Here is a 21,060-nt window from a genome sequence, read left to right as displayed (position 1 = left end):
TTTACCTCTCTAGATGTTCAGGCCCGAAAAGCCCATGAAGGCCAGGGCCAGCAGGCTGATGGTGATGAATGAAATCGGCGCACCGGCAAAGGCGTCAGGAACCCGGGCCAGCGCCACGCGTTCGCGCAGACCGGCGAAAATGAGCAGTACCAGAGTGAAACCCAGCGCCGAGCCGAAGCCGTAAAGCAGGCTCTTGAAGAGGCTGAATTTCTGTTCGACGTTGAGCAGCGCCACGCCAAGCACCGCACAGTTGGTGGTGATCAGCGGCAGGTAGATGCCAAGCGACTGGTAGAGTCCGGGGCTGGTCTTCCTGATGAACATCTCGGTGAATTGCACCACGGCAGCAATGACCAGGATGAAGGTCAGGATGCGCAGGTAGCCGAGGCCGAACGGGGCCAGCAACCAGTTGTCGAGCATCCACGAGGCGCCGGCCGCCAGGGTGATAACGAAGGTCGTCGCCAGGCCCATGCCGAAGGCGCTATCGACACTCTTCGAGACGCCCATGACCGGGCACAGGCCGAGGAACTTGATCAACACCACGTTATTGACCAGCGCCGTTGAAAGTAGCAGAAGGATGAATTCGCTCATGGCTATCAGAAATGGTTTCTACAGCAATACCAGTGCACAAGCCGTGCCAAACCAGGTAATCGCCGGAAGACCGCATCGATGCACGCTTTCACGGGTTATGCACCAAATCGGGGCAAGCGGCGGCCTGTTGAATGTCGCAAACCCGACAGAAAATTCGTCGCATTTGCCGCGCGCAGCTTATGGATAAACGATGTAGCTGCTTCACCTCCGGCATCTTCTTGCGCACGGCACGGAAGCTGCTAGTACCAATCAATCTGATCCAGCGCCAGCGAACATTCCTTCAGGAGCAACGCCATGCCGGCTGTCACCCGCACCACCGCACCGACTCAGCAGAAATCGGATCTGCCGCCCGAAGCCTATCGTCAGGCGGTCAATCAGGCCGATCTGGCGATCTCGATCACCGACACCCAGGCCGTCATCCTGTTTGCCAACGAGGCCTTCAGCCGCGTCACCGGCTACTCCGCCGATGAAATCGTTGGCCAGAACGAATCGATACTTTCCAACCAGACGTCGCCAGATGGCCTTTACAAGGGCTTGTGGGAAGAGCTGGCCGAGCAGCGGCCGTGGTCGTGCATGCTGCTCAACCGCAAGAAGGATGGCCAGCTCTACCTGGCTGAGCTGACCATCTCTCCCGTCGTCGATGAACAGGGCAAAACGACGCATTTTGTCGGCATGCACCGCGACGTCACCGAACTGCACCGCCTGGAGTGCCTGGTTCGCAATCAGAAAAAACTGATCGAATCGGTTATCGATACGGCGCCGATCGCTTTCGTCGTGCTCGATCAGAACGGCCAGGTCATTCTCGACAACCATGAATATAAAAAGCTGCTGAGCGACCTGCACGTCGCCGAGCCTGCTCACACCCTGCTCGATAGCCTCTCCCCGAACTGGCGCGAAATGCTCGCCAGCCAGCCGGAAACCTGCACCTTCGACAGTCGCGAAGCACGCATTGACCGGCCGCTCGGTCGAGCCCGCTGGCTGTCGGTCACCACCTCGCTGATCGAAATGCACAGCGACTGTGCCGACCGCTATTTCAGCACCGGCAGCCAACCCGGACTGCTGCTGGTCATCTCCGACATCAGCATCCTGCGTGAAGAGCAGGCGCGCGCGCGTTCGGCCATCATGCAAGCCGTGCTGGCCGACGAGGAGCGAACTGCGGCCATCCGCGAAGGCCTGTCGGCGGCCATCTACAGGCTGCAAGAGCCGATGAACGTGATGGCTTCGGCCGCCGCCGTACTGCAACGACGCGATCCGGCCAGTGCCGATGCCCTGCAGCGGGCGCTGGCGGCCAGCCACGAGCACCTGGAGTCGCTGCGTCAGGTGATTCCGCCAAACCCGCAGGAGATCGAAGTTCGTGTCAATCTCAATGAAGTGTTGCGCGACGTGCTGCAAATCAGCACGCAACGCCTGCTCGGCTCCGGCATCGTCGTCGACTGGAGACCCGCGCTGACGCTGCCGCCGATCATCGGTCGACCGCTGCAACTGTGCCTGTTGTTCAAGGCGCTGGTCGATAACGCCATCGAGGCGATGAACATCAAGGGCTGGCGGCGCCGCGAGCTGAGCATTACCAGCGCCGTCGAACGCGAGTGCATTGTCATTACCGTCAGCGATAGCGGGCCGGGCATACCACCCGATTCCCGGCACAAGGCCTTCGAACCCTTCTTTAGTGCCAAGCCGGGTAACGGAAACCACATCGGCACCGGGCTTTCCCGCGCCCAGCAGGTGGTCGCCGACCACGGCGGCATCATCGATCTGGAAGAAAGCGCGAGCGGCGGCTGCCTGGTCATCATCGAATTCCGTCTCGACGGTGACCCGATCTGACGGGCATGCCTTTGGCGCCACCCAACACCATGAAAACTGCATACATGCCCGTTTCCCTCCCTTGCAGGGCGCATTCCGGCTTGGCAGCCGGAATCGCTAGATTGGCACGGAGCATGCTCCGCGAATTCCCAATCTCGCCCCCCGACCCCTCTCCCACAGGGCGAGGGGAGATTAGTGCGTCGCTCGCGCGACCTTAACGACAAGCTCGGAACAACATGCGCGAACACACCCTCCACTCGGTCGAAACGATACCCAGCAGTGGCTTTTGCCGGACTCACGAGCTGAACATCCTGCTGCTCGCCGCGCTCTATGCGGTCAGCCGCGTGCTCAGCCGTTCGCTGGCCTTCAATGAAAGCCTGCGCGACGTGCTGCGCATCCTGCATGACGAAGCCGGGCTGACCTGCGGCATGATCGGCATCGTCGATCCGGATTCCGGCAATCTGACGGCGCACCTGCTGCATCACCCGTCACCGGTCAGCAACGTTCAATACGAGCCGGGCGAAGGCATCCTCGGCCTGATGCTGGAAAAGCCGCGCACCATGATGTTCACCCGCATCGCCGATGAGCCGCGCTTTCTCAACCGCCTCGACATTTACCAGTCGGAGCTTCCCTTCATCGCCGTGCCGATCAAGTCCGGCAGCAACCTGCAGGGCGTTCTTGCCGTTCAACCGGGAACGCCGGACGATGGACTGCTCGAAGAGCGTGCCCAGTTCGTCGAAATGGTCGCCAACCTGATCGGCCAGAGCCTGCGCCTGTCGCTCGAAGTCGCAGAGGAAAAATCGACACTGCTCGAAGAACGCGACCTGCTCAGACGTACCGTCCGCCACCAGTTCGGTTTCGACAGCATGGTCGGCCGCTCGGCGACCATGCGCCGGGTTTTCGACCAGGCGCGACTGGTCGCCAAGTGGAACACCACGGTGCTGATTCGCGGCGAAACCGGCACCGGCAAGGAGTTGATCGCCAACGCCATCCACTACAACTCACCGCGCGCGCGCAGCGCAATGATCAAGCTCAATTGTGCGGCGTTGCCTGAAAACCTGCTTGAATCCGAACTGTTCGGCCACGAGCGCGGCGCCTTTACCGGGGCCGTAGAGGCGCGCAAGGGGCGTTTCGAGCAGGCACACGGCGGCACGCTTTTCCTCGATGAAATCGGCGATGTCACGCCGCCTTTTCAGGCCAAGTTGCTGCGCGTCCTGCAGGAGGGCGAATTCGAGCGCGTCGGCGGCAGCCGGACGATCAAGGTCGATGTGCGCTTCATCGCTGCCACCCACCGCGACCTGGAAACCGCCGTCGACATGGGCGATTTCCGTGAAGACCTTTTTTACCGGCTGAATGTCATGCCGATCTTTCTGCCGCCGCTACGCGAGCGTATCGAGGACATCCCGGAAATCGCCCGCCATCTGCTCGGCAAGATCGGCAACGAGCAGAAACGCAAGCTGACCCTGAGCGACATGGCGCAGCGCCGGCTGGCCGCCCACTCCTGGCCGGGCAACGTGCGCGAATTGGAAAACTGCCTCGAACGTGCCGCCGTACTGTCCGAAGACGGCCGGATCGATGTCGATCTGATCCGCTTTCCCAGTGCCCGCGAGCGACGCGCACCGCAAGGGCAGCGCAGCCCACCGCCGGCTCCGTTCAACCCAATTGCAAGCCCGAACCCGGAGGCCGACATCGACGACCCGAACCTCTCGGAAAAGGAACGCGTAATCACGGCGCTCGAACAGGCCGGCTGGGTGCAGGCCAAGGCCGCGCGCATTCTCGGCATGACACCGCGCCAGATCGCCTACCGGATCCAGACGCTCAACATCGAGGTCAAGCAATTCTGAGCATTTCATGAAGGGGCTTGCGGCAACCCACTTCGTGGCCCTTGGCCAGGCTTCGCGCTCATTCCGGCGAAGGCCGGAATCCAGGTTTTTGGAGCACCAACTGGATCCCGGCTTTCGCCCCGAAGGAGAAAATCCTGGGGTGCGCCGTGACGACAGTTTCCAGACCAGATTGGCTCTGCTGTACCTGGAAATCGTGCACGATACCGAAGTAGCGGTTCCCGATCTCGCGGCTTGACACCGGGACTGCCGTCGGCCAGCAGAAGCCGGAGCCGTGGAGCCGCTGCCTACTTCGTGCCGAATTCGATGATCTGCGCAGGGATCGCCGTCACGCGCACGCGCATTCCGTAGATCTGCCCGCTCAGTTGCGACTCGATCGTTTCCGGGGCAGGGATTGCACCCGTTCCGGCGACGACGACGCTGACCGTTTTGTCGTTTGCCGTGACCGACTTCAGGTGGTAGCCCGTGCCCGCGGTCCAGGACTTGGCCGCTTCGGTCACCCGGCTTTCGACCAGGCTGTCGCGAATCACTGTTCGACTTGCCAGCCCGAGCGGGACGGCGATGATCGCAATCATCAGAACAACCGTGGTGATCGCGAGTTGCCTGACGCGAGGCGTGGCCCCGGACAGCACAGGCGCCGGGAATCCCATGAGGCCGAAGACGAACGACCCCGTCAGCAGGATGGCGAAGTAGTTGGTCACGAACAGAAGCAGGCTTCCGAATGCCAGCTCCGGTCGGTCGGCGCCCAACAGGATGCCCACGTTGGCCAGCGGGGGAACGAGCGAGATGGCGATGGCTACGCCCGGCTAGGTGTCCGAGACATCTCTGCGGCCGATGGCGAAGGCCCCGGCGAGACCCGTAGCGAGCGCCGCCAGAAGGTCGATCAGACGCGGGGTGGTGCGCACCTTGATTTGTCCGACGTTCGTTGGGTCGAAGTAACTCGGCATCAGCAGCGCGATGAGGTAGCCAACGCCGATAGCGGTGGCGATCCCGCCAACGCCGACCAGGAGCGAACTCCGGATCGCGCGCAGATCGCCGATGCTGATGGCAAATGCCAGGCCCATGATGGGGAGCATGAGCGGAGCGACGATCATGGCGCCGATCACGGCCGCCGCCGAGTCCCCGTACAGACCGAAGGTGGCGATCGCCGAGGCCAGGGTCAACAGCGCCCAGAAGCGCACCAGTCGCTCGCGCAGAGCCGGCTGCTCGAACAGGATGACCTCGCGCACACGCGCAACCTCGACCGCATCAACCGGCCCCCCATGCAACAACTCGCTGAACTGTCCCACACCTTTCTCCTTCAGGGCCACTGCAACCCGATGCGCCGTGCACGTCACTCACACGGTGCGCCGATAGCCCGGAAAAGCCACTGGTGGCGAGCAAAAGCGAGTGCCGGCATCGGTAAAGTGACTTCGGGTTATTGGCACCCGCGGCACCCAACTCGCCGCTTCAATGTGCAAGTTTGAATACGGGTAAACAGCAGTCGCACAAACAATGAAATTCTTGCTCACATCACCCTCGACTCATGGCCGACAGTTGACGGCCGACTATTTTAGCCCATCGAAGCCCTGGCTGGCGCGCCGGATTTACCCTTTCATTATCCAGGCTCGGATTGTGCGGAACGGGCTATCGGCATTCCGAGGCGGCCAATTATGGAATGCTCATAGCCTAGCGCCATTCGGCTCAGAGACATTTCACCATCATGAAAGCTGGAATTCACGCTGATTCCTTACGGCCCTCGCGTTGAGGACGCTCTGGCGTTCGAAAAGCAACAGTTCAAGGTGAATTCACTGGAGCTACGCGGCTGTATCGCGCAACGTCCGATGGAATGATGAGTTGGACTTATGCATGGTCGCGACCGAACCGTAATCTCGTGATAACAAGTGGCATCGCTGCAAACAGAAAGAGCATCGCCAGATAGACTGTACCGGAGACCGGGTCCCGGCTAGAGACATATTGACCAAGCGACTGGTCCTGGAAGGCCACGGCGAGCAAGAGTTCGGTTGCGATCAGCAAACCCAAAGCAAGAACGCCGGTGCTCAGACGAACCAAGACGGTAGCCGGCAAGGCAAACCTTATCGTAATGAACCGGGCTGCCCAAATGATGACGATAAGCATGAACGGCATTTCGATGAGTTCCGCTACGCGTTCGCCGAGACGTGGCACCAGAAAAGGCACGCGTATCGCTCCCATGGCGAAGCCCGCACCAAATGCCAGGGAAAAGTAGGCAATACCGGCTTTGATGGAGCGTAAGAAGAGAGTGCCCATTTGATGATCGTTGACGTGGCTTTTAGTCGAATCAGACCAGCACGGTCTGCAACGGTCGCCGCAGGGAAGGAGGCAGCTTCGTGCCTCGACCAAACCGAACCACCAGATCAGGTCTGTTTTTGCCGATACCCAGGAAAGAAGCAAACTGTGGTCTCAATGTCGGCACCTCCACGGGCTGGTTGAGAAATGCGTTACGGATCCCCAATGCGGCCGACTGGAGAGCAAAGCGCTCGTAGCTACGCCCCACTTCGACCCACTGTGCAGGACTTGAACCATCAGCGACGAAGATCGCGATTCCCGCTGAACTTCGCACGTGTTTTGCGTATTTGTCGTTCTCGTTCTTTGGCGTGAAGAACAAATCAAATAGCAGGTTTCCCAACCACGGGGGCAAAGACGGATTACCCGACGATTCCGAGTAGAGCCCATCCCCGGTTCGAACTGCCTCGTCGCCACTGAAGCGTATCCACAACTTCAGTTCCTCGACGAAAGCACGATCGTTCATCTGGGTTGTATTACCTTCTACAACATACTCCAGAACTTTCTCCATTGCCTCTCGCTCGGTGAGCAGGATCAAACGAACGCCGCTTCCAGTACCGGCCTTCTCAAGCAATTCGAGTTCCTGCCTGGTGAGGGGCTTGCCATCGTATTCGGCACGTGTGCTCTGGCGTTCGGGTATGGCCTGAAACAGGGCGGAATTGACCGCGCGTGTCGGCTCAAGGGATACGCGCAGGGCGTTACTCCCGGCGGCATCGAAGGTGGCATGTCCCATCAGACCATTCGCCAATGCCGCTTGAATAAGGTTCTCGGCTGAGCAGCCTAGCGAGACGAAGAGGTGATGGTCATCCGGATCGACTGCGGGGCATCGGCGCGAAAGATCGGGCAATATCGAGATGGAGGACTCTTCGACGCGAAATTTCCAGCATTGAGTGTTGTGACTCGACGGTGCCAAAGTCGCGTAGCGCACCAGTTCGCGCAGGAGCGTGGATTTATCGCCAGACTCGCCCTTGCTGTGGTGCCATGTATCTTGCACCGCAGCTTCGTAACTCTCGGAGCTGCTGCTGGATGAACACGACGACAAGGCCGCAATTCCACCGATCGATGCCAGCGCAGAAATGCCAAATTCTCTTCGAGTAACCAAAGTGAAATTCCTTGTAAAGAAGACTCAAGGGTTATTGAACGATCCCCAGTCCGTACCATTGAGATCGAAAAGCGTGTCGATGATTCGCAACTGACTGTTTCGCTGATGACTTTGGCGGGGCGCTTGACCTCAGTCATATTGCGCATTACACCCCGTCATAACGAGCTAGTCCCGGAAACCGAGCGAAAAGAATATGTGCGAAGCAAATCCCGCAGGGCAGACTCCGAAGTGCCCGACTGGATTCCGGGTCATGCCTGGAATGACGAATCTTCCCCCTCGCCGTTACCGCCACGACCGGAGCGCTCGGATCCTGGTAACGACTGAACAGGAAAGCCGCGAACTCGGCTTCGGTAGTGAATGAAGATAGTGCCAAAGTCAGAGTGGGGAGCTTTGTCGCAAAACCTGACAAGACTTAACTTACGTAACCCATTGCATTCTATCTCCCGGCATTCCCCTTGCGTTGGTTCACTATCGCGCTCAACTGCGGTTTCTGGGTTTATACTGAATCCGCTTAATCACCACCACAACCACCACAAACCAAGGTGCTTCCAATGAAATCTTGCCGCATACTTTTCTTATATTTGTTGATTTTTGGTTATTCGCCGCTGAGCGCGGCGTATACCACTTATGCAAGAGCCCAGGCTACTGCGGGGAATAAAGGCATCTTCGATTACATCGATCGCCCGCTCCTCGGCTCACCCTTTGACTACAAAGAGGAGTTCAAGACCAACACTGGCTCGTATGCTTATGCATCCGTGATTTTTCCAAAGGTAGATGTAACGGTTTTAGGGCAAACTCAAGCATTTGGCACTGCATCTGCGAGCCCAGGAGTGATTAAAGCTCAAGCCAGTGCCGGTTCGTTAGGCCCATCGGTTACTGGCAGTGCAGATGCCGGATTTACTGATACTTTTACCATAACAGGCCCGTCTACTTCAAATAAAAAGGATGTGACTCTGAGATATCAGGTTACAGGGGGCAGAGGAGGAAATTCGTCTGCCTCTGGTGGATTATCAATTTTGTTTGGCGGCATAAACCAAGTGATTGATTTTGGCGATTCGGCTTCAAGCCCGAATTATTTTTACTGCACAGTTCCAGGTAATTATGACTTCTGCTCGGGTTCCGTAACGCTTTCTCTCCCAACGAAAACAGCCATATCTTTCAGTGCTTGGTTGGGCGTATCCGCTAGAGCATCCAGTTTTAATCCTAGCTCTTCAGCCGACTATGGCAACACTGGCAAGGTTTTTTTAAGCCTTTCTGACCCGAGTTATCAACTGGTGACCGACAGCGGTTTTATTTATTCTCCCGTGCCAGCACCTGCGTCATTTTGGCTGTTTGGCAGCGGTCTGCTGATGATGTTAACCCGTCTTGGTATTAGAAAAAGCAATGAAAGACTTGGATAAGAGAGTACCAATGGGGTTACCCATCAGGCGGCCTGAGTCAAGTACGCGAACACAAATCTTTCGTCGATACCGCGATTGTTATTGAAAGATCCCCCATCAGTGCGGTCGGCGGCCCGAATAGTCGACCAAATTGTTGCGCACTACACCCCGTCATATCGGACTTGAGCCGGAAGCTGAGCGAATTCGAACTGAGTCAGAGGCACTGGATGCTGATCGCCACGCTGCAGGATGGCGCCCCGGTTCGAGTCGCACCTTTCGTCGCCATCGAGTTCAGCCTGGACGATCTATCGGGATGATGCGCTGCGAGCAAGGCTGAAAGGCTTATAGAAAAACTGCTATTCGTATTCTGAACTTGTAAATCCCAAAATTCAGCAAAGAATTCTGAGCGTCAATACATTCAAGCAAGCTTGAAAACTTGGGGCAAATTGGTTCAATCGCATTGGGCGCTGAGCTCGGCATTATCCGAAGTGCTCCAACAGTTATCCCTATGGAATCGCCAACTCCACTGACCGCAATTGAACCATTGTGCTCGTACAGCTTTTGAGTCCCAATGACGGCAACGACAACGGCCAATCGGATTCCATGACGTATAAATATTTATTTGGCGTTGTCGCGCCCAGAAAGCAGTTTCCCGAGAAGCTGCTTCTCCGCGTATTGCAGCCGGATAATCCGGCGCGGTGATCGCTCCATCATCTGCACCGGCGACCGACGTCGCCGCGATCCAGGAATAGCTGTCAGCAACTCGGCCTGGTATCTGTGGGCCAAGTTGCTGGCGCGCATCTATGATGAAGCTTTGCCCCCTGCGTTGCCAAATCTGTCACTCCCAGATGCGGATCATCACCTTCATCAACGATGCCGGCAGCCTGGACAAGATTCTCAACCACATCGGCGAATTAACCTAGCCACCTAGAATCGCCCCGGCGCACGGTTCACCGCTATGGAAGGCCGCAGCGACTGCGGAACAATCGGGCAACCATCCTCATTGGAATATGTCAGCTCAACTCTAGGCGGAAATCAAGTTTGACCAGCGCAGCGCCTGGAGCAACTGCACTACAAGGCAGTCGAGCAAAGTGCGCCTTCCTCACCGCTGGGGATAGTCGCGGCATCTGAGGGTGACGAGCAACATTTCCATCGTCTTGCGTAAGCGTGTGTTCTCGCCTCAACGAGTGGCGAGTTTTCGGCACCCACTATATTACGCCTCGCCCATACGCTTAACAGTGAGGCGGAATAGGGATTTCCTCATGGGAATTAAAAGAAAATAGTCGGCATTGACAGTGGTTAAGCGGGCGAGGATACTCAGGCTCGTGCGGTTGAATTCCCTATCCTTCATGGTTTTGATCATAGGGTTATCCCGAGCGTACGCATGTGGTTTTTGTTGCATTGCAGCAGCTTGGAGTTTCTTTCTATACACGTCTAATTTCAACGGCAGGACACCCGCAAGTCATCTGCTCGGTGATGAACTCTGGTGTAGCTGTGCATTGAGCGTGGCGGTGTTTACAATATTTGACAACGCGTTCCTGCGAGTTTCAACAGACCCTCGGCGGAATCGTTTGACAATAAAGCTTTTAGAAAACCAGGAGACGCTTGATGAACTCTTATGGATTGACTGACCGCAGCTATCCGTCAAAACCGACTGATGTCTACCTCTTTGCAACTTGCCTGATTGACCAATTCACACCGCAAGCGGGTCTTGATACCGTCAAGCTGTTGGAGCGCGAGGGCATCCGTGTTCACTATCCTGAACAACAGACCTGTTGCGGCCAGCCCGCGCATAGCAGCGGTTACCCGGACGAAGCCCGCTCAGTAGCGTTGGCACAGCTCAATTTGTTCATTGAACCCTGGCCCGTGGTGGTGCCGTCGGGTTCGTGTGGCGGCATGATGCGCACTCACTACCCTCACCTATTTGCCGATGATCCGGAATTGCATGCCAAGGCAATGGCACTGGCGGACCGGATTTATGAGTTGAGCGAGTTTCTGGTGCATGTGGTCAATTTCAACCATGAAGACATCGGTGAAGCTTGCACCATTGCACTGCATACCTCATGTCACGCCCGTCGTCAGATGGGGGTGCATGAAACCAGCGCTGCCTTGCTTGACAGCCTGGACAAGGTGCAAGTCAAAGAGCAGGCCCGGATTGAAGAGTGTTGCGGATTTGGCGGTACTTTTGCCTTGTTGTATCCGGACATCTCAGAAGCCATTGCCACCGACAAAGTGGCCAGCATCAAAAATACCGGGGCCTCCTGCGTGGTCAGTGCAGATTGCGGTTGCTTGCTCAACATCTCGGGGCGGTCCGCCAAGCAGGATGAATTATCGGGTTGCAAACAACCCAGTTTGCCCGGTGAACATCTGGCCAGTTTTTTGTGGCGGCGTACGAATGGAGGTGCAGCATGAGCGCACGTGAAGAAATTCTCAATCGTTTGCGCAAGACCCATGTGGCTGAACAGCAGGCTATGCCAGATGTCGCCGGGTGGTTTGGAGCTCATCGCCGCTCGGAAGATCGAGTTCAACGCTGCGCACGCTTGCGAGCTGCTTTGGAGGCGGTGCACACTGAAATTCATGATGTGACGCATGACAATTGGTCTTCGGTCCTGTTGCAGGTGGCCGTTGGCAAAGGCTTGCGCCAGATATTGATTGGTGCCGGCACGCCGCATGGTGCGCAACTGCAGGCCTGCCAAACGAAAGCCCTGCAGTTGATACCTTACGAGCAGCCCATTGATACCTGGCAGGATTTGCTGTTTGACGGTGTGGATGCCTCACTGACACTGGCACGCGGTGCGGTGGCTGAAACAGGCAGCCTGATTCTGTGGCCCACGCCGAGCGAACCGCGCTTGATGTCGCTGGTGCCCTCGATTCATTTTGTGCTGCTGGATGAGGACACCATCCACGAAGACTTTTATGCCGCCATGACTGCCGAATCCTGGTCCGAGGGCATGCCAACCAATGCATTGCTGATTTGTGGTCCGTCCAAGACGGCAGACATTCAGCAAACGCTGGCCTACGGTGCGCATGGCCCCAAAGAACTGGTGGTTTTACTTCGTCACGCTGATGGGAGGCAAGCATGAACAAAGTCGTTCACCTTCACCCTATGGATGATTTCAAAGCCCGCAGCAAAGCAGTACTGGACAACGCGGGGCAACGGAAAAATTTTCGTGGTGCCATGGATTTTTTACAGGCCAAACGGCGTGCGCAGTTTCCGGATCAAGATGAGATGCAGGGACTGCGCGAACTGGGGGCCTCGATTCGACGCTACAGCCTGGCGCATTTGCCGAGATTGCTGGAACAACTTGAGGCCAATCTCACGGCCAACGGTGTGCAAGTGCATTGGGCTCAAAACGGTCCGGAAGCCAATGCCATTGCCTTGAAAATTGCTCAGCGTGTGGATGCCAAACGCATCATCAAAGGCAAATCCATGGTCAGTGAAGAGGTGGGGTTCAATCACTTCATGGAGGCCGCTGGTATTGAGGCTTTTGAGTCAGACATGGGTGAATACATTGTGCAACTGGCGGGCGAAGCACCGTCGCACATCATCATGCCGGCCATTCATAAAACCAAGCAGGAAATCGCCCAACTGTTTGCCGAGGAGATTCCTGGTGTGGCCTACACCGAGGATGTGGATGCACTGATTCAGATTGGTCGGCGCGTGCTGCGGCGCAAGTTTGCCGAGGCGGATATCGGTCTGTCCGGCGTCAATTTTACCGTGGCCGAAACCGGCACCTTGTGTCTGGTGGAAAACGAAGGCAACGGTCGTATGTGCACCACTGTTCCCAAAGTGCACATCGCCATCACCGGTATTGAAAAAGTGGTCGAAAAACTCGAACACGTGCCGCCCTTGTTGAGCTTGTTGACACGTTCTGCTACCGGACAAGCGGTCACCACCTACGTCAACATGATCAGCGGGCCGCGCCGGCCTGATGAAAAAGACGGCCCGCAGGAAGTGCATCTGATTTTATTGGACAACGGGCGCACGCAGGCCTATGCCGACGATGAATTGCGAGCCACCCTGCAGTGCATCCGTTGCGGTGCCTGCATGAACCATTGTCCAGTGTATGCGCGCATTGGCGGGCATGCTTATGGCACGACCTATCCCGGCCCGATTGGAAGCATCATTTCACCGCACATGCTAGGCCTGGATACAACCTTTCCACTGGCCTTTGCGTCAACCCTTTGTGGTGCTTGCAGCGAGGTGTGTCCCGTGAAAATTCCGATCACGGACATTTTGGTGCGCCTGCGCAATGAGGCGCAAGCCAGGCCTGAAACCGAAGAGGCCACATTACGTGGTAGCGGGGCGGCGCGAACCCTGGCGGCATCCACCGCGTGGGGCATGTGGGCACAGGTCTACAGCAAGTCAGGGTTGTACAAGCTGGCATCCTGGTTCATGAGCCGTGGACGTGCCCTATCGCCGTCGGAGCAAGGTGCCTGGACGCGCAGTCGAACGCCTCTGGTTCCTGCCTCCAAACGCTTGCGGGATTTGATGAAAGATCATAAGTCTTGATGGGTTTTCAGTGGCTGACCGGCATGATTTCTGGTAACGCCTGAACACGAAAGCCACTCACTTGGCTTAGGTACGGAATAATGCTCTTGCCAAAGGCGGAGTGGACAGCCTTGTCGCAAACCTGACAAGGCATAAAATACGCAAACCATTGTATTTATGGTTTTATCTCCTGGCATTCCCCTTGCATTGTTTCACTGGAGCGCCGAGCTGATTTCGCACCGGTGAAGGAATTGTCAACAACAAGGAGAATTGCGTGTCCGAACCCGATAAACACCTTCTCGTCGGCTTCCGGTTCCTCACTTCTGGAAACCGCGCAGTACCTGCCCACTTGCCCCGACAGAAAGCCTGAAATCATGCCAGCCATTCCAAATATTCGATACGCAATCGGCGATATGGTCTATGCCGCCGCAGACATTTTCAACGATGGCGGGATGCCCGGTATCGAGGAACCGGAAGGGTTGATTGCCCCGTTGGGCGCGCGGGGCGTTGTCGTGCATTTTGGCGTCGCCGAGCTGGACGAAAGCAAGGAAATCTATCTGGTGCAGTTTGAAAGCGGCCCCGACAAGCTGCTCGGTGACCCGGTTGGCTGTTTGCCGGAAGAGTTGACGCAGATCCAGCCTGTCCCGGTCTAGGGAGTGTTGATATTCAAATGGCCAGAATCGGCATTTTTTTCGGCACCGAAACCGGCCGAACGCGGCTGATCGCCAAGCAGATCGCGAAGAAACTGGGGACGGCTGCGGCGGCACCGGTCAATATCGGGCGCGCCACGCTGGCCGATTTCCTCGCCCATGACGCGCTGATTCTCGGCAGCTCGACCCTCGGCGAAGGCCAGTTGCCGGGGCTCTCGGTCGGCCTCAGCCAGCCGAGTTGGGAGGAATTCCTGCCGCAACTGCAAGGCGCCGACCTCACTGGCAAGACCGTAGCGATTTACGGACTCGGCGACCAGAAAAAATACCCGAACGAGTTTGTCGACGCGATCAGCCTGATCCACACTGCGCTGCGGGCTGGCGGCGCGCGCGTGGTAGGTCGCTGGCCAAGCAACGGCTACGAATTCACTGCCTCACGCTCGGTGGACGGCGACCATTTCCTCGGTCTGGCCCTCGACCAGATCAACCAGCCACTGTTGACCGAAGAACGCCTGTACACCTGGCTGGCACAAATCCAGGCCGATCTGCTGCCTTGATCATGCCAACAGGCGGCCTGTCAGTTTTACGACAAAGCGACGACAGGCAGGGCCAGCACGAATGTTTAATCCCCTGTTTTAAAAACAGTTTATCCACTGGCACAGCGATTGCTGAAAGACATCGACAGCACTCGAGGAGCCTTCATCGTGGAACTACCCGTTATCAGCAACACGCCGCCCACTCCACTTACTACCAGCGGCGGGGGGTGTTCGTCCAGCGGCTGCGGCACCGCGCCGGATGCGCTGGGCCATCTGCCGGATCATATCCGCGCCAAGGTTCAGGACCACCCCTGCTATTCGGAAGAAGCGCACCATTACTTTGCCCGCATGCACGTGGCTGTTGCACCGGCGTGCAACATCCAGTGCAATTACTGCAATCGTAAATACGACTGTGCCAATGAGTCGCGGCCCGGCGTCGTTTCCGAACTACTGTCGCCGGATCAGGCGATCAAGAAAGTGCTCGCCGTCGCCGCCAAAATTCCGCAGATGACGGTGCTCGGCATTGCCGGGCCGGGCGACCCGCTGGCCAACCCAACCCGCACCTTCGAGACCTTCAGGCAACTCGCCGAGCGCGCTCCGGACATCAAGCTCTGCGTGTCGACCAATGGCCTCAACCTGCCGAAGTACGCGGACGAGATCGCCAAATACAACATCGACCACGTGACCATCACCATCAATTGCATCGACCCGGAAATCGGCGCCCGAATCTACCCGTGGATTTTCTGGGAGAACAGGCGCATCCGCGGTGTCGCGGGGGCAAGAATCCTCATCGAACAGCAGCAGAAGGGTCTGGAAATGCTGACCGCGCGCGGCATCCTGGTCAAGGTCAATTCGGTGCTGATCCCCGGCGTCAATGATCGGCACCTCAAGGAAGTCTCCAGGGTGGTCAAGGCCAGGGGCGCCTTCCTGCACAATGTCATGCCGCTGATCGCCGAAGCCGAGCACGGCACCTACTACGGCCTGATGGGGCAAGCCAGCCCGAGCGCCGAGCAGTTGCAGGAACTGCAGGATGACTGCTCCGGCGACATGGCGATGATGCGCCACTGCCGGCAGTGCCGTGCCGATGCGGTCGGACTGCTCGGCGAGGATCGCGGTGCCGAATTCACCATGGACAAGATCGACCAGCTCTCGCTCGACGACATCGACTATGCCGCGGCCATGGTCCGGCGCAAGGAAGTGCACGACGCGATCATCGATCAGCTCGATCAGCAGCGGGAAACCAGGCGCGCCATGCCGCCGCCGCTGTCGGGCGACAGTCGCAATCCGGAGAACCTTTCTCCGGCCTGGCGCACGGTACTGATGGCCGTCGCCGGCAAGAACGGCGTCGTCGGCGAGCATTTTGGTCATGCGCGCGAGTTCCTGATCTACGAAGCCTCGCCCAGCGGCGTGCGCTTTGTCAGCCACCGCAAGACCGGGCTCTACTGTAGCGGTACGGAGTCCTGCGGCGAAGGCGACGAGGCGTCGGCGTCAAGCCTTGTCGGCGAACCGGAATCGGTACTCGACAAAACCATTGCCACGCTGACCGGCTGCGAAGTCGTGCTCTGTTCGAAGATCGGTTACGAACCCTGGGGCAAGCTCGAAGCCAGTGGCATTCAGCCGAACGGCGAACATGCGATGGAGCCGATCGAGGACGCGGTGCTGGCGGTATATAAGGAAATGGGGAGTGCCGGCAAACTCGCTGAAAAACCCGTTGGGCAGGCCTCTTCCAGAAAGGCGGCGTGAAATGGCCCTGCAGATTGTCCACGCCTGTGTCAATTGCTGTGCCTGCGTCGAGGTTTGCCCGAACGAGGCGATCTACGCGGACACGCCGCATTTTCTCATCGATGAAGCGAAGTGCACGGAGTGCCTGGGTGAGTATGCCGACCCGCAATGTGCCGCCATCTGCCCGATCGAGTGCGCCATCGTCAACGAACTGGGCGATCCGATCAACCCGCCCGGTTCGTTGACCGGCATTCCGCTTGAGAAGCTGATCGAGCTGGGCCTGTACAAGGCGGCCGCCTGATGGCCATCGTTACCTTCTACGAGAAGCCGGGCTGCCAGGGCAATCTTCGCCAGAGGCTGCTGCTGGCTGCCGCTGGTCACACCGTTCGGGCCAGAAACCTGAAAGCCGAAACCTGGTCGGCCGACCGGCTGCTGGCTTTCATCGGCAAGCTGGAGATCGGCGAGTGGTTCAACCGCAATGCGCCCGCGCTCAAATCCGGCGACATCGTTCCGGAAAACCTCGGTTTCGAGGAGGCGTTGCATCTGCTGCTCGACAACCCCCTGCTCATCCGCCGTCCGCTGATGGAAGTCGAAAGAGTAACCAGCGAACAGGGAACCCGGATCGAACGGCTTGTCGGATTCGATTATGCCGCCGTCGACGCCTGGATCGGTCTGAACAAAGTGGCCTTGTCGGAAGGCGACGGCGAAGCCTGCGCGCATGGCGCCGAAGGCCACGACAGTTGTGGCCGCGCGGCGTACGACAAACCTGCCGACAAGGATGAGGAAAGCCGCCATGGCCGTTGCGGCGCTCACTGATCTGGCTGTCGAAGTCGCCCCGGGCGTCCATTGGGTGGGCGCCCTCGACCCGCATCTGCGCAGCTTCGACATCATCCTGAAAACGGCCAACGGCACCACCTACAACGCCTATGTGGTGCGCGGCGAAAACGGCGTGGCGGTAATCGACACGGTCAAGGAGGGCTTCGCCGACGATTTTTTCCGGCGCCTCGAATCGGTCGCGCGCTACGAGGAAATCACGACCATCGTGCTCAACCATCTGGAGCCGGACCACAGCGGCGCCCTGCCCGAACTGTTGCGCCGTGCGCCACAGGCTCGCGTCTATCTGTCCACTCGCGCCCAGATGATGCTCAAGGCGCTGCTCAAACCCAGTGGCGAGAAGCCGCCGGAGTACACGCCGGTCACCACCGACGATACCGTCGATCTCGGCGGGCGCACGCTGCGCTTCCTGCACACGCCCTACCTACACTGGCCGGATACCCAGTGCACCTATCTCGAAGAAGACGGCATGCTGTTCACCGGCGACATTTTCGGCTGTCATTTCTGCGATGAGCGCCTGTTCAACGAGCGCGTCGGCGATTTCCGCTTCTCGTTCGAGTATTACTACACGCATATCATGCGGCCCTTCCGCGACTACGTGCTCGATGCGCTGGCGCTGATCGAACCGCTCGACATCAGGCTGATCGCCCCGGCGCACGGCCCCATCCTGCGCCACATGCCCCGTGACTATTTGCACCGCTACCGCGAACTGGCGACGCCGCGCCTGTTCAACGAAGCGCGCAGCGAAAAGACGCTGCTCGTCTTCTACCTCTCGGCGTATGGCAATACGCGGCGCATGGCCGAAGCCATGGCGGCCGGTGCCGAAAGCATCCCCGGCGTACGTGTCTCGCTCTACGACCTCGAAGGCGGCGATGCCGCTATCTTCACCGACCTGATCGAGGAGGCCGACGGCCTCGCCTTCGGCAGCCCGACGATCAACGGCGATGCGGTCAAACCGATCTGGGATCTGCTGTCCTCGCTCACCAGCGTCAACATCAAGGGCAAGCTGGGTGCGGCATTCGGCTCCTACGGCTGGAGCGGCGAGGCGGTGCGCCTGATCGAGGACCGCCTGCGCGGGCTGAAACTGCGCGTGCCGGTCGAAGGACTGCGCCTGAAGCTGGTGCCGGACACAGACGAACTTGAGAAATGCCGCAGTCTGGGCGAAAGCCTGGCCCGTCATTTGACCGGCCGGATCGAACACCGGGAACTGGATCTGGCGGCCATCGCCTGACCGGCCCGATACAGGGAGAAAATAATGCCAAAAGCAAAAGTTACCTTCGAGGACGTCGGTGTCTCGGTCACCGTACCGGCCGGCACCCGGCTCATCGAAGTCTCGGAAAAAGTCGGTTCCGGCATCATCTACGGCTGCCGCGAAGGCGAGTGCTGCACCTGCCTGACCAAGATCGTCTCCGGCGCCGAGAATCTCGCCGTGCCGAGCATCCTGGAAGACCAGGTATTGAAGGACAACATGGCGCCGCGCCGGCACCGGCTGGCCTGCCAGGCCCAGATCCTCGGCGGCGAAGTCGTTGTCAGACCGGCATGACCGGCATCGATTCGCCCCCGGCCGTCCTTTGACCAGCCCGAGCAAGAAATTCACCTCAACCCCCTTCATCAGGAGAAATAACCATGGCCCTCGTCACCTTCAGCAGCCCCTTGCACAACGACAAGACAGTCTATGCCGTTGCCGGCAGCCACACCCAAACCATCCTCTCGCTGGCCAAGGAAAACCACATTCCGATCGACTTCGGCTGCCAGGAAGGAGATTGCGGCACCTGTCTGGTCAAGGTTTCTTCGGTCGATGACAAACGCCGCCCGATGGGCGGCCCGCTCAACGCCCGCGAAGTGGCGGCGCTCTCGCTACTGGGCCACATAACCAAGGCCGAGATCGAACAGATGTACGTCGATGACATCCCGCCGACCCAGTGGCGTCTGGCCTGCCAGATGATTGTCCGCGACGAGGACATCCTCGTCGAGTATCCGAGCAAGTGAGTCGGCGATGAACGGGCCGGAGCGAATCCCTTACCGGAGTTTGCTGTTCGCCGAACTGCTGGTGCAGCCGCCGTCGGCTTCGGCAGCAGCCGATCCGAACCGTTTGCTGCTGGCCAGCATGCTGGCCGGACAGGGCGCCGGCGAAGGCTGCCTGCCGGCTCACCTTGGGCTCGGCGACGTGCGCTGCGCGCAGATGCTGACCGAGTATTTCCCAGGCAACCCGCTGCGCAGCACCGAGCGCAGAGCTCCAGATCTTCCCGAATTCGAGGATCTGCAAAAGCTGCTCCTCGAGCATCGCGCCGGCGAGCGCGATTCCGAACGCTGGATGGCCGATATCGTCGCGACCGGCTGTGCCGGGTCCGACCATCTCTGGCAAGACCTCGGCCTGACCTGCCGCGATGAACTGACCCGGCTGATGTGGGTCAACTTCCCGGCACTGGCACAGGATAATAACGCCGACATGAAGTGGAAGAAATTTCTCTACCGCCGTTTTTGCTCGAACGAGGGCATCTATGTCTGCCCCGCACCGTCCTGCGGCCAGTGCCAGGACTACGCCAGGTGTTTTGGACCCGAGCGCTGATCCGGCGTGCCGCCCGCGTGCGTCGACGTGTGACGTCGGAGCGCGTGCTCGGCGAACGCGCCATCGCCGCCTACCTTGGCCTCGCCATCGGCGATGCGCTGGGCGCCACCGTCGAATTTCTCACCCCCAACGAAATTCGTCACCAGCATGGCCTCCACCGCGACATCACCGGCGGCGGCTGGCTGCGCCTCAAGGCCGGCCAGGTCACCGACGACACCGGCATGTCGCTGGCTCTGGGCGCAGCGATCCTGGCGCACGGCGGCGTCGAAGCCAAAGCGTCGGCCGAAGCCTTCGACGCCTGGATGCGCAGCAAGCCGGTTGATATCGGCAACACCGTGCGCCGTAACCTGATCGCCTTCCGCAAGACCGGCAACCCGGAAGCCGTCCCCTCCGAGCACGATGCCGGCAACGGCGCCGCCATGCGCGTCCTGCCCGTGGCACTGGCCTGCTACGGCCAGACGCCGGAGACGACCCTTGCCGCCAGCCACGCCCAGGCCCACACCACGCACCACAACGCCCTTTCGGACGGGGCCTGCGACACGCTGATCTTCATGGTGCAGGATTTTCTGGCCGGGCGCGACGCGCTCGAAGTCGAACGCCAGCGCTCTGCAGAACTGGTCAGCCAACACCCGGTTTTCGCCTACGGGCGCAAGCGCTGTGAAAATCCCAGCGGCTTCATTGTCGAAACGATGCAGGCGGTTTTCCAGTCATTCTTTGCCACCGCCAGTTTCGAGGAGTGTCTGATCGACGTCGTCAATCGCGGCGGCGATGCCGATACCACCGGCGCCATTGCCGGCATGCTCGCCGGCGCGCGCTACGGACTGGGGGCGATTCCTGAACGCTGGCTGAATGCACTCGACAAAGCGACCAGCAGGCAATGTGAAGATCAGGCACGGGAGCTGATCGCGTTGGGCGGTAATTGAGCTTCGTCCCGATATTACTCTCCACGTCTCAATACCGGTGGCATCACGAATTCAACGGCAGCCGCGGCTTTGCCTATCCGCGTGTACCGCACATACGCTCAAGACCATAGCCGGGATCGATGTCATCCAGGATCAGTGGCAGGCGAAGCTGGAGCCGCTGCGCGAACGGCTCAATAAAGTGTGGGTAAAACCAACCCCTTAGCCCCCTTGTCAGGGGGAACCGAAGCTCCCTCCCCTGACAAGGGGAGGGTTGGGGAGGGGTTTGCCTGGAAGGAGCAGGGATTGCTTCGCTGTGCATCCACCCGTTATCGCGCAACCCCGTC

21 protein-coding genes and 1 pseudogene are annotated in these 21,060 nt (G+C 58.9%); 18 read left to right on the top strand and 4 right to left on the bottom strand.

Annotation, left to right across the window (positions count from 1 at the left end):
- Positions 1-9: 9 nt before the first annotated feature.
- Entirely contained in the window at positions 10-588 is a 579-nt protein-coding gene (rsxA, locus tag JNM42_RS14055; RefSeq protein ID WP_294271234.1) for an electron transport complex subunit RsxA, read from the bottom strand.
- A 294-nt stretch (positions 589-882) separates the two neighbouring features.
- Between rsxA and nifL the strand changes: the two genes are divergently transcribed.
- The 3 genes from nifL to JNM42_RS14040 all read left to right on the top strand — a co-directional run bounded on the left by nifL (position 883) and on the right by JNM42_RS14040 (position 4,467).
- A complete protein-coding gene (gene nifL / locus JNM42_RS14050) occupies positions 883-2,409 on the top strand; it encodes a nitrogen fixation negative regulator NifL (protein WP_294271231.1) in 1,527 nt (508 codons plus the stop codon).
- Positions 2,410-2,624: 215 nt separating this feature from the next.
- A complete protein-coding gene (gene nifA, locus JNM42_RS14045) occupies positions 2,625-4,232 on the top strand; it encodes a nif-specific transcriptional activator NifA (protein WP_294271228.1) in 1,608 nt (535 codons plus the stop codon).
- Positions 4,233-4,320: 88 nt separating this feature from the next.
- Entirely contained in the window at positions 4,321-4,467 is a 147-nt protein-coding gene (locus JNM42_RS14040) for a hypothetical protein (RefSeq protein WP_294271223.1), read from the top strand.
- 49 nt (positions 4,468-4,516) lie between these two features.
- Here JNM42_RS14040 and JNM42_RS14035 read toward each other — a convergent pair.
- The 3 genes and pseudogenes from JNM42_RS14035 to JNM42_RS14025 all read right to left on the bottom strand — a co-directional run bounded on the left by JNM42_RS14035 (position 4,517) and on the right by JNM42_RS14025 (position 7,635).
- A pseudogene (locus tag JNM42_RS14035) lies at positions 4,517-5,410 on the bottom strand (DUF389 domain-containing protein).
- A 661-nt stretch (positions 5,411-6,071) separates the two neighbouring features.
- Positions 6,072-6,497, bottom strand: a complete 426-nt coding sequence (locus tag JNM42_RS14030) for a hypothetical protein (protein ID WP_294271220.1) — start codon at positions 6,495-6,497, stop codon at positions 6,072-6,074.
- Between the two features lie 31 nt (positions 6,498-6,528).
- Positions 6,529-7,635, bottom strand: coding sequence for a Tat pathway signal protein (locus JNM42_RS14025; protein ID WP_294271217.1), 1,107 nt, complete (start codon positions 7,633-7,635; stop codon positions 6,529-6,531).
- Positions 7,636-8,186: 551 nt separating this feature from the next.
- Here JNM42_RS14025 and JNM42_RS14020 point away from each other — a divergent pair.
- From JNM42_RS14020 to draG, 15 genes are all read left to right on the top strand, one after another.
- A complete protein-coding gene (locus tag JNM42_RS14020; RefSeq protein ID WP_294271213.1) occupies positions 8,187-9,035 on the top strand; it encodes a hypothetical protein in 849 nt (282 codons plus the stop codon).
- Between the two features lie 161 nt (positions 9,036-9,196).
- Positions 9,197-9,331: a hypothetical protein gene (locus JNM42_RS14015; RefSeq protein WP_294271210.1), complete on the top strand. Its 135-nt coding sequence runs from the start codon at positions 9,197-9,199 to the stop codon at positions 9,329-9,331.
- A 1,291-nt stretch (positions 9,332-10,622) separates the two neighbouring features.
- Complete coding sequence (locus JNM42_RS14010; RefSeq protein WP_294271207.1) at positions 10,623-11,426, top strand: (Fe-S)-binding protein; 804 nt, start codon at positions 10,623-10,625, stop codon at positions 11,424-11,426.
- A 41-nt stretch (positions 11,427-11,467) separates the two neighbouring features.
- Positions 11,468-12,097, top strand: a complete 630-nt coding sequence (locus JNM42_RS14005; RefSeq protein WP_294271203.1) for an LUD domain-containing protein — start codon at positions 11,468-11,470, stop codon at positions 12,095-12,097.
- Positions 12,094-13,527, top strand: coding sequence for a LutB/LldF family L-lactate oxidation iron-sulfur protein (locus tag JNM42_RS14000; RefSeq protein WP_294271200.1), 1,434 nt, complete (start codon positions 12,094-12,096; stop codon positions 13,525-13,527). Before JNM42_RS14005 ends, JNM42_RS14000 begins: the two co-directional genes overlap by 4 nt.
- 353 nt (positions 13,528-13,880) lie before the next feature.
- Complete coding sequence (locus JNM42_RS13995) at positions 13,881-14,159, top strand: nitrogen fixation protein NifZ (RefSeq protein WP_294271198.1); 279 nt, start codon at positions 13,881-13,883, stop codon at positions 14,157-14,159.
- A gap of 17 nt (positions 14,160-14,176) precedes the next feature.
- The gene (locus JNM42_RS13990; protein ID WP_294271196.1) at positions 14,177-14,710 is read left to right on the top strand and encodes a flavodoxin; all 534 of its coding nucleotides are present in this window, start codon (positions 14,177-14,179) and stop codon (positions 14,708-14,710) included.
- Positions 14,711-14,857: 147 nt separating this feature from the next.
- Complete coding sequence (nifB, locus tag JNM42_RS13985) at positions 14,858-16,432, top strand: nitrogenase cofactor biosynthesis protein NifB (protein WP_294271193.1); 1,575 nt, start codon at positions 14,858-14,860, stop codon at positions 16,430-16,432.
- A 1-nt stretch (position 16,433) separates the two neighbouring features.
- Positions 16,434-16,712 (top strand): 4Fe-4S binding protein, encoded by a 279-nt coding sequence (locus tag JNM42_RS13980; protein ID WP_294271191.1) that lies wholly within the window; start codon positions 16,434-16,436, stop codon positions 16,710-16,712.
- Positions 16,712-17,227: a hypothetical protein gene (locus tag JNM42_RS13975; RefSeq protein ID WP_294271188.1), complete on the top strand. Its 516-nt coding sequence runs from the start codon at positions 16,712-16,714 to the stop codon at positions 17,225-17,227. The genes JNM42_RS13980 and JNM42_RS13975 overlap by 1 nt, the downstream gene beginning before the upstream one ends.
- On the top strand, positions 17,205-18,476 hold the full coding sequence (locus tag JNM42_RS13970) for an FprA family A-type flavoprotein (RefSeq protein ID WP_294271185.1): 1,272 nt from the start codon (positions 17,205-17,207) through the stop codon (positions 18,474-18,476). The genes JNM42_RS13975 and JNM42_RS13970 overlap by 23 nt, the downstream gene beginning before the upstream one ends.
- A gap of 24 nt (positions 18,477-18,500) precedes the next feature.
- A complete protein-coding gene (locus tag JNM42_RS13965) occupies positions 18,501-18,788 on the top strand; it encodes a 2Fe-2S iron-sulfur cluster-binding protein (protein ID WP_294271183.1) in 288 nt (95 codons plus the stop codon).
- 83 nt (positions 18,789-18,871) lie between these two features.
- On the top strand, positions 18,872-19,234 hold the full coding sequence (locus JNM42_RS13960) for a 2Fe-2S iron-sulfur cluster-binding protein (protein WP_294271180.1): 363 nt from the start codon (positions 18,872-18,874) through the stop codon (positions 19,232-19,234).
- 7 nt (positions 19,235-19,241) lie between these two features.
- A complete protein-coding gene (locus JNM42_RS13955) occupies positions 19,242-19,814 on the top strand; it encodes a nitrogen fixation protein NifQ (RefSeq protein WP_294271178.1) in 573 nt (190 codons plus the stop codon).
- Positions 19,793-20,737, top strand: a complete 945-nt coding sequence (draG, locus tag JNM42_RS13950; RefSeq protein WP_294271175.1) for an ADP-ribosyl-[dinitrogen reductase] hydrolase — start codon at positions 19,793-19,795, stop codon at positions 20,735-20,737. The genes JNM42_RS13955 and draG overlap by 22 nt, the downstream gene beginning before the upstream one ends.
- The last annotated feature ends 323 nt before the right edge of the window (positions 20,738-21,060 follow it).

This window comes from Propionivibrio sp., from assembly GCF_016790145.1.
Lineage (GTDB): Bacteria > Pseudomonadota > Gammaproteobacteria > Burkholderiales > Rhodocyclaceae > Propionivibrio.
This window is presented reverse-complemented; position numbering and strand designations above follow the sequence as displayed.

What these genes read in the sequence shown, in the direction of transcription:
- rsxA (WP_294271234.1), bottom strand. Translation starts at nt 588, where the DNA reads ATGAGCGAATTCATCCTTCTGCTACTTTCAACGGCGCTGGTCAATAAC.
- nifL (WP_294271231.1), top strand. Translation starts at nt 883, where the DNA reads ATGCCGGCTGTCACCCGCACCACCGCACCGACTCAGCAGAAATCGGAT.
- nifA (WP_294271228.1), top strand. Translation starts at nt 2,625, where the DNA reads ATGCGCGAACACACCCTCCACTCGGTCGAAACGATACCCAGCAGTGGC.
- JNM42_RS14030 (WP_294271220.1), bottom strand. Translation starts at nt 6,497, where the DNA reads ATGGGCACTCTCTTCTTACGCTCCATCAAAGCCGGTATTGCCTACTTT.
- JNM42_RS14020 (WP_294271213.1), top strand. Translation starts at nt 8,187, where the DNA reads ATGAAATCTTGCCGCATACTTTTCTTATATTTGTTGATTTTTGGTTAT.
- JNM42_RS14010 (WP_294271207.1), top strand. Translation starts at nt 10,623, where the DNA reads ATGAACTCTTATGGATTGACTGACCGCAGCTATCCGTCAAAACCGACT.
- JNM42_RS14000 (WP_294271200.1), top strand. Translation starts at nt 12,094, where the DNA reads ATGAACAAAGTCGTTCACCTTCACCCTATGGATGATTTCAAAGCCCGC.
- JNM42_RS13995 (WP_294271198.1), top strand. Translation starts at nt 13,881, where the DNA reads ATGCCAGCCATTCCAAATATTCGATACGCAATCGGCGATATGGTCTAT.
- JNM42_RS13990 (WP_294271196.1), top strand. Translation starts at nt 14,177, where the DNA reads ATGGCCAGAATCGGCATTTTTTTCGGCACCGAAACCGGCCGAACGCGG.
- JNM42_RS13980 (WP_294271191.1), top strand. Translation starts at nt 16,434, where the DNA reads ATGGCCCTGCAGATTGTCCACGCCTGTGTCAATTGCTGTGCCTGCGTC.
- JNM42_RS13975 (WP_294271188.1), top strand. Translation starts at nt 16,712, where the DNA reads ATGGCCATCGTTACCTTCTACGAGAAGCCGGGCTGCCAGGGCAATCTT.
- JNM42_RS13970 (WP_294271185.1), top strand. Translation starts at nt 17,205, where the DNA reads ATGGCCGTTGCGGCGCTCACTGATCTGGCTGTCGAAGTCGCCCCGGGC.
- JNM42_RS13965 (WP_294271183.1), top strand. Translation starts at nt 18,501, where the DNA reads ATGCCAAAAGCAAAAGTTACCTTCGAGGACGTCGGTGTCTCGGTCACC.
- JNM42_RS13960 (WP_294271180.1), top strand. Translation starts at nt 18,872, where the DNA reads ATGGCCCTCGTCACCTTCAGCAGCCCCTTGCACAACGACAAGACAGTC.
- JNM42_RS13955 (WP_294271178.1), top strand. Translation starts at nt 19,242, where the DNA reads ATGAACGGGCCGGAGCGAATCCCTTACCGGAGTTTGCTGTTCGCCGAA.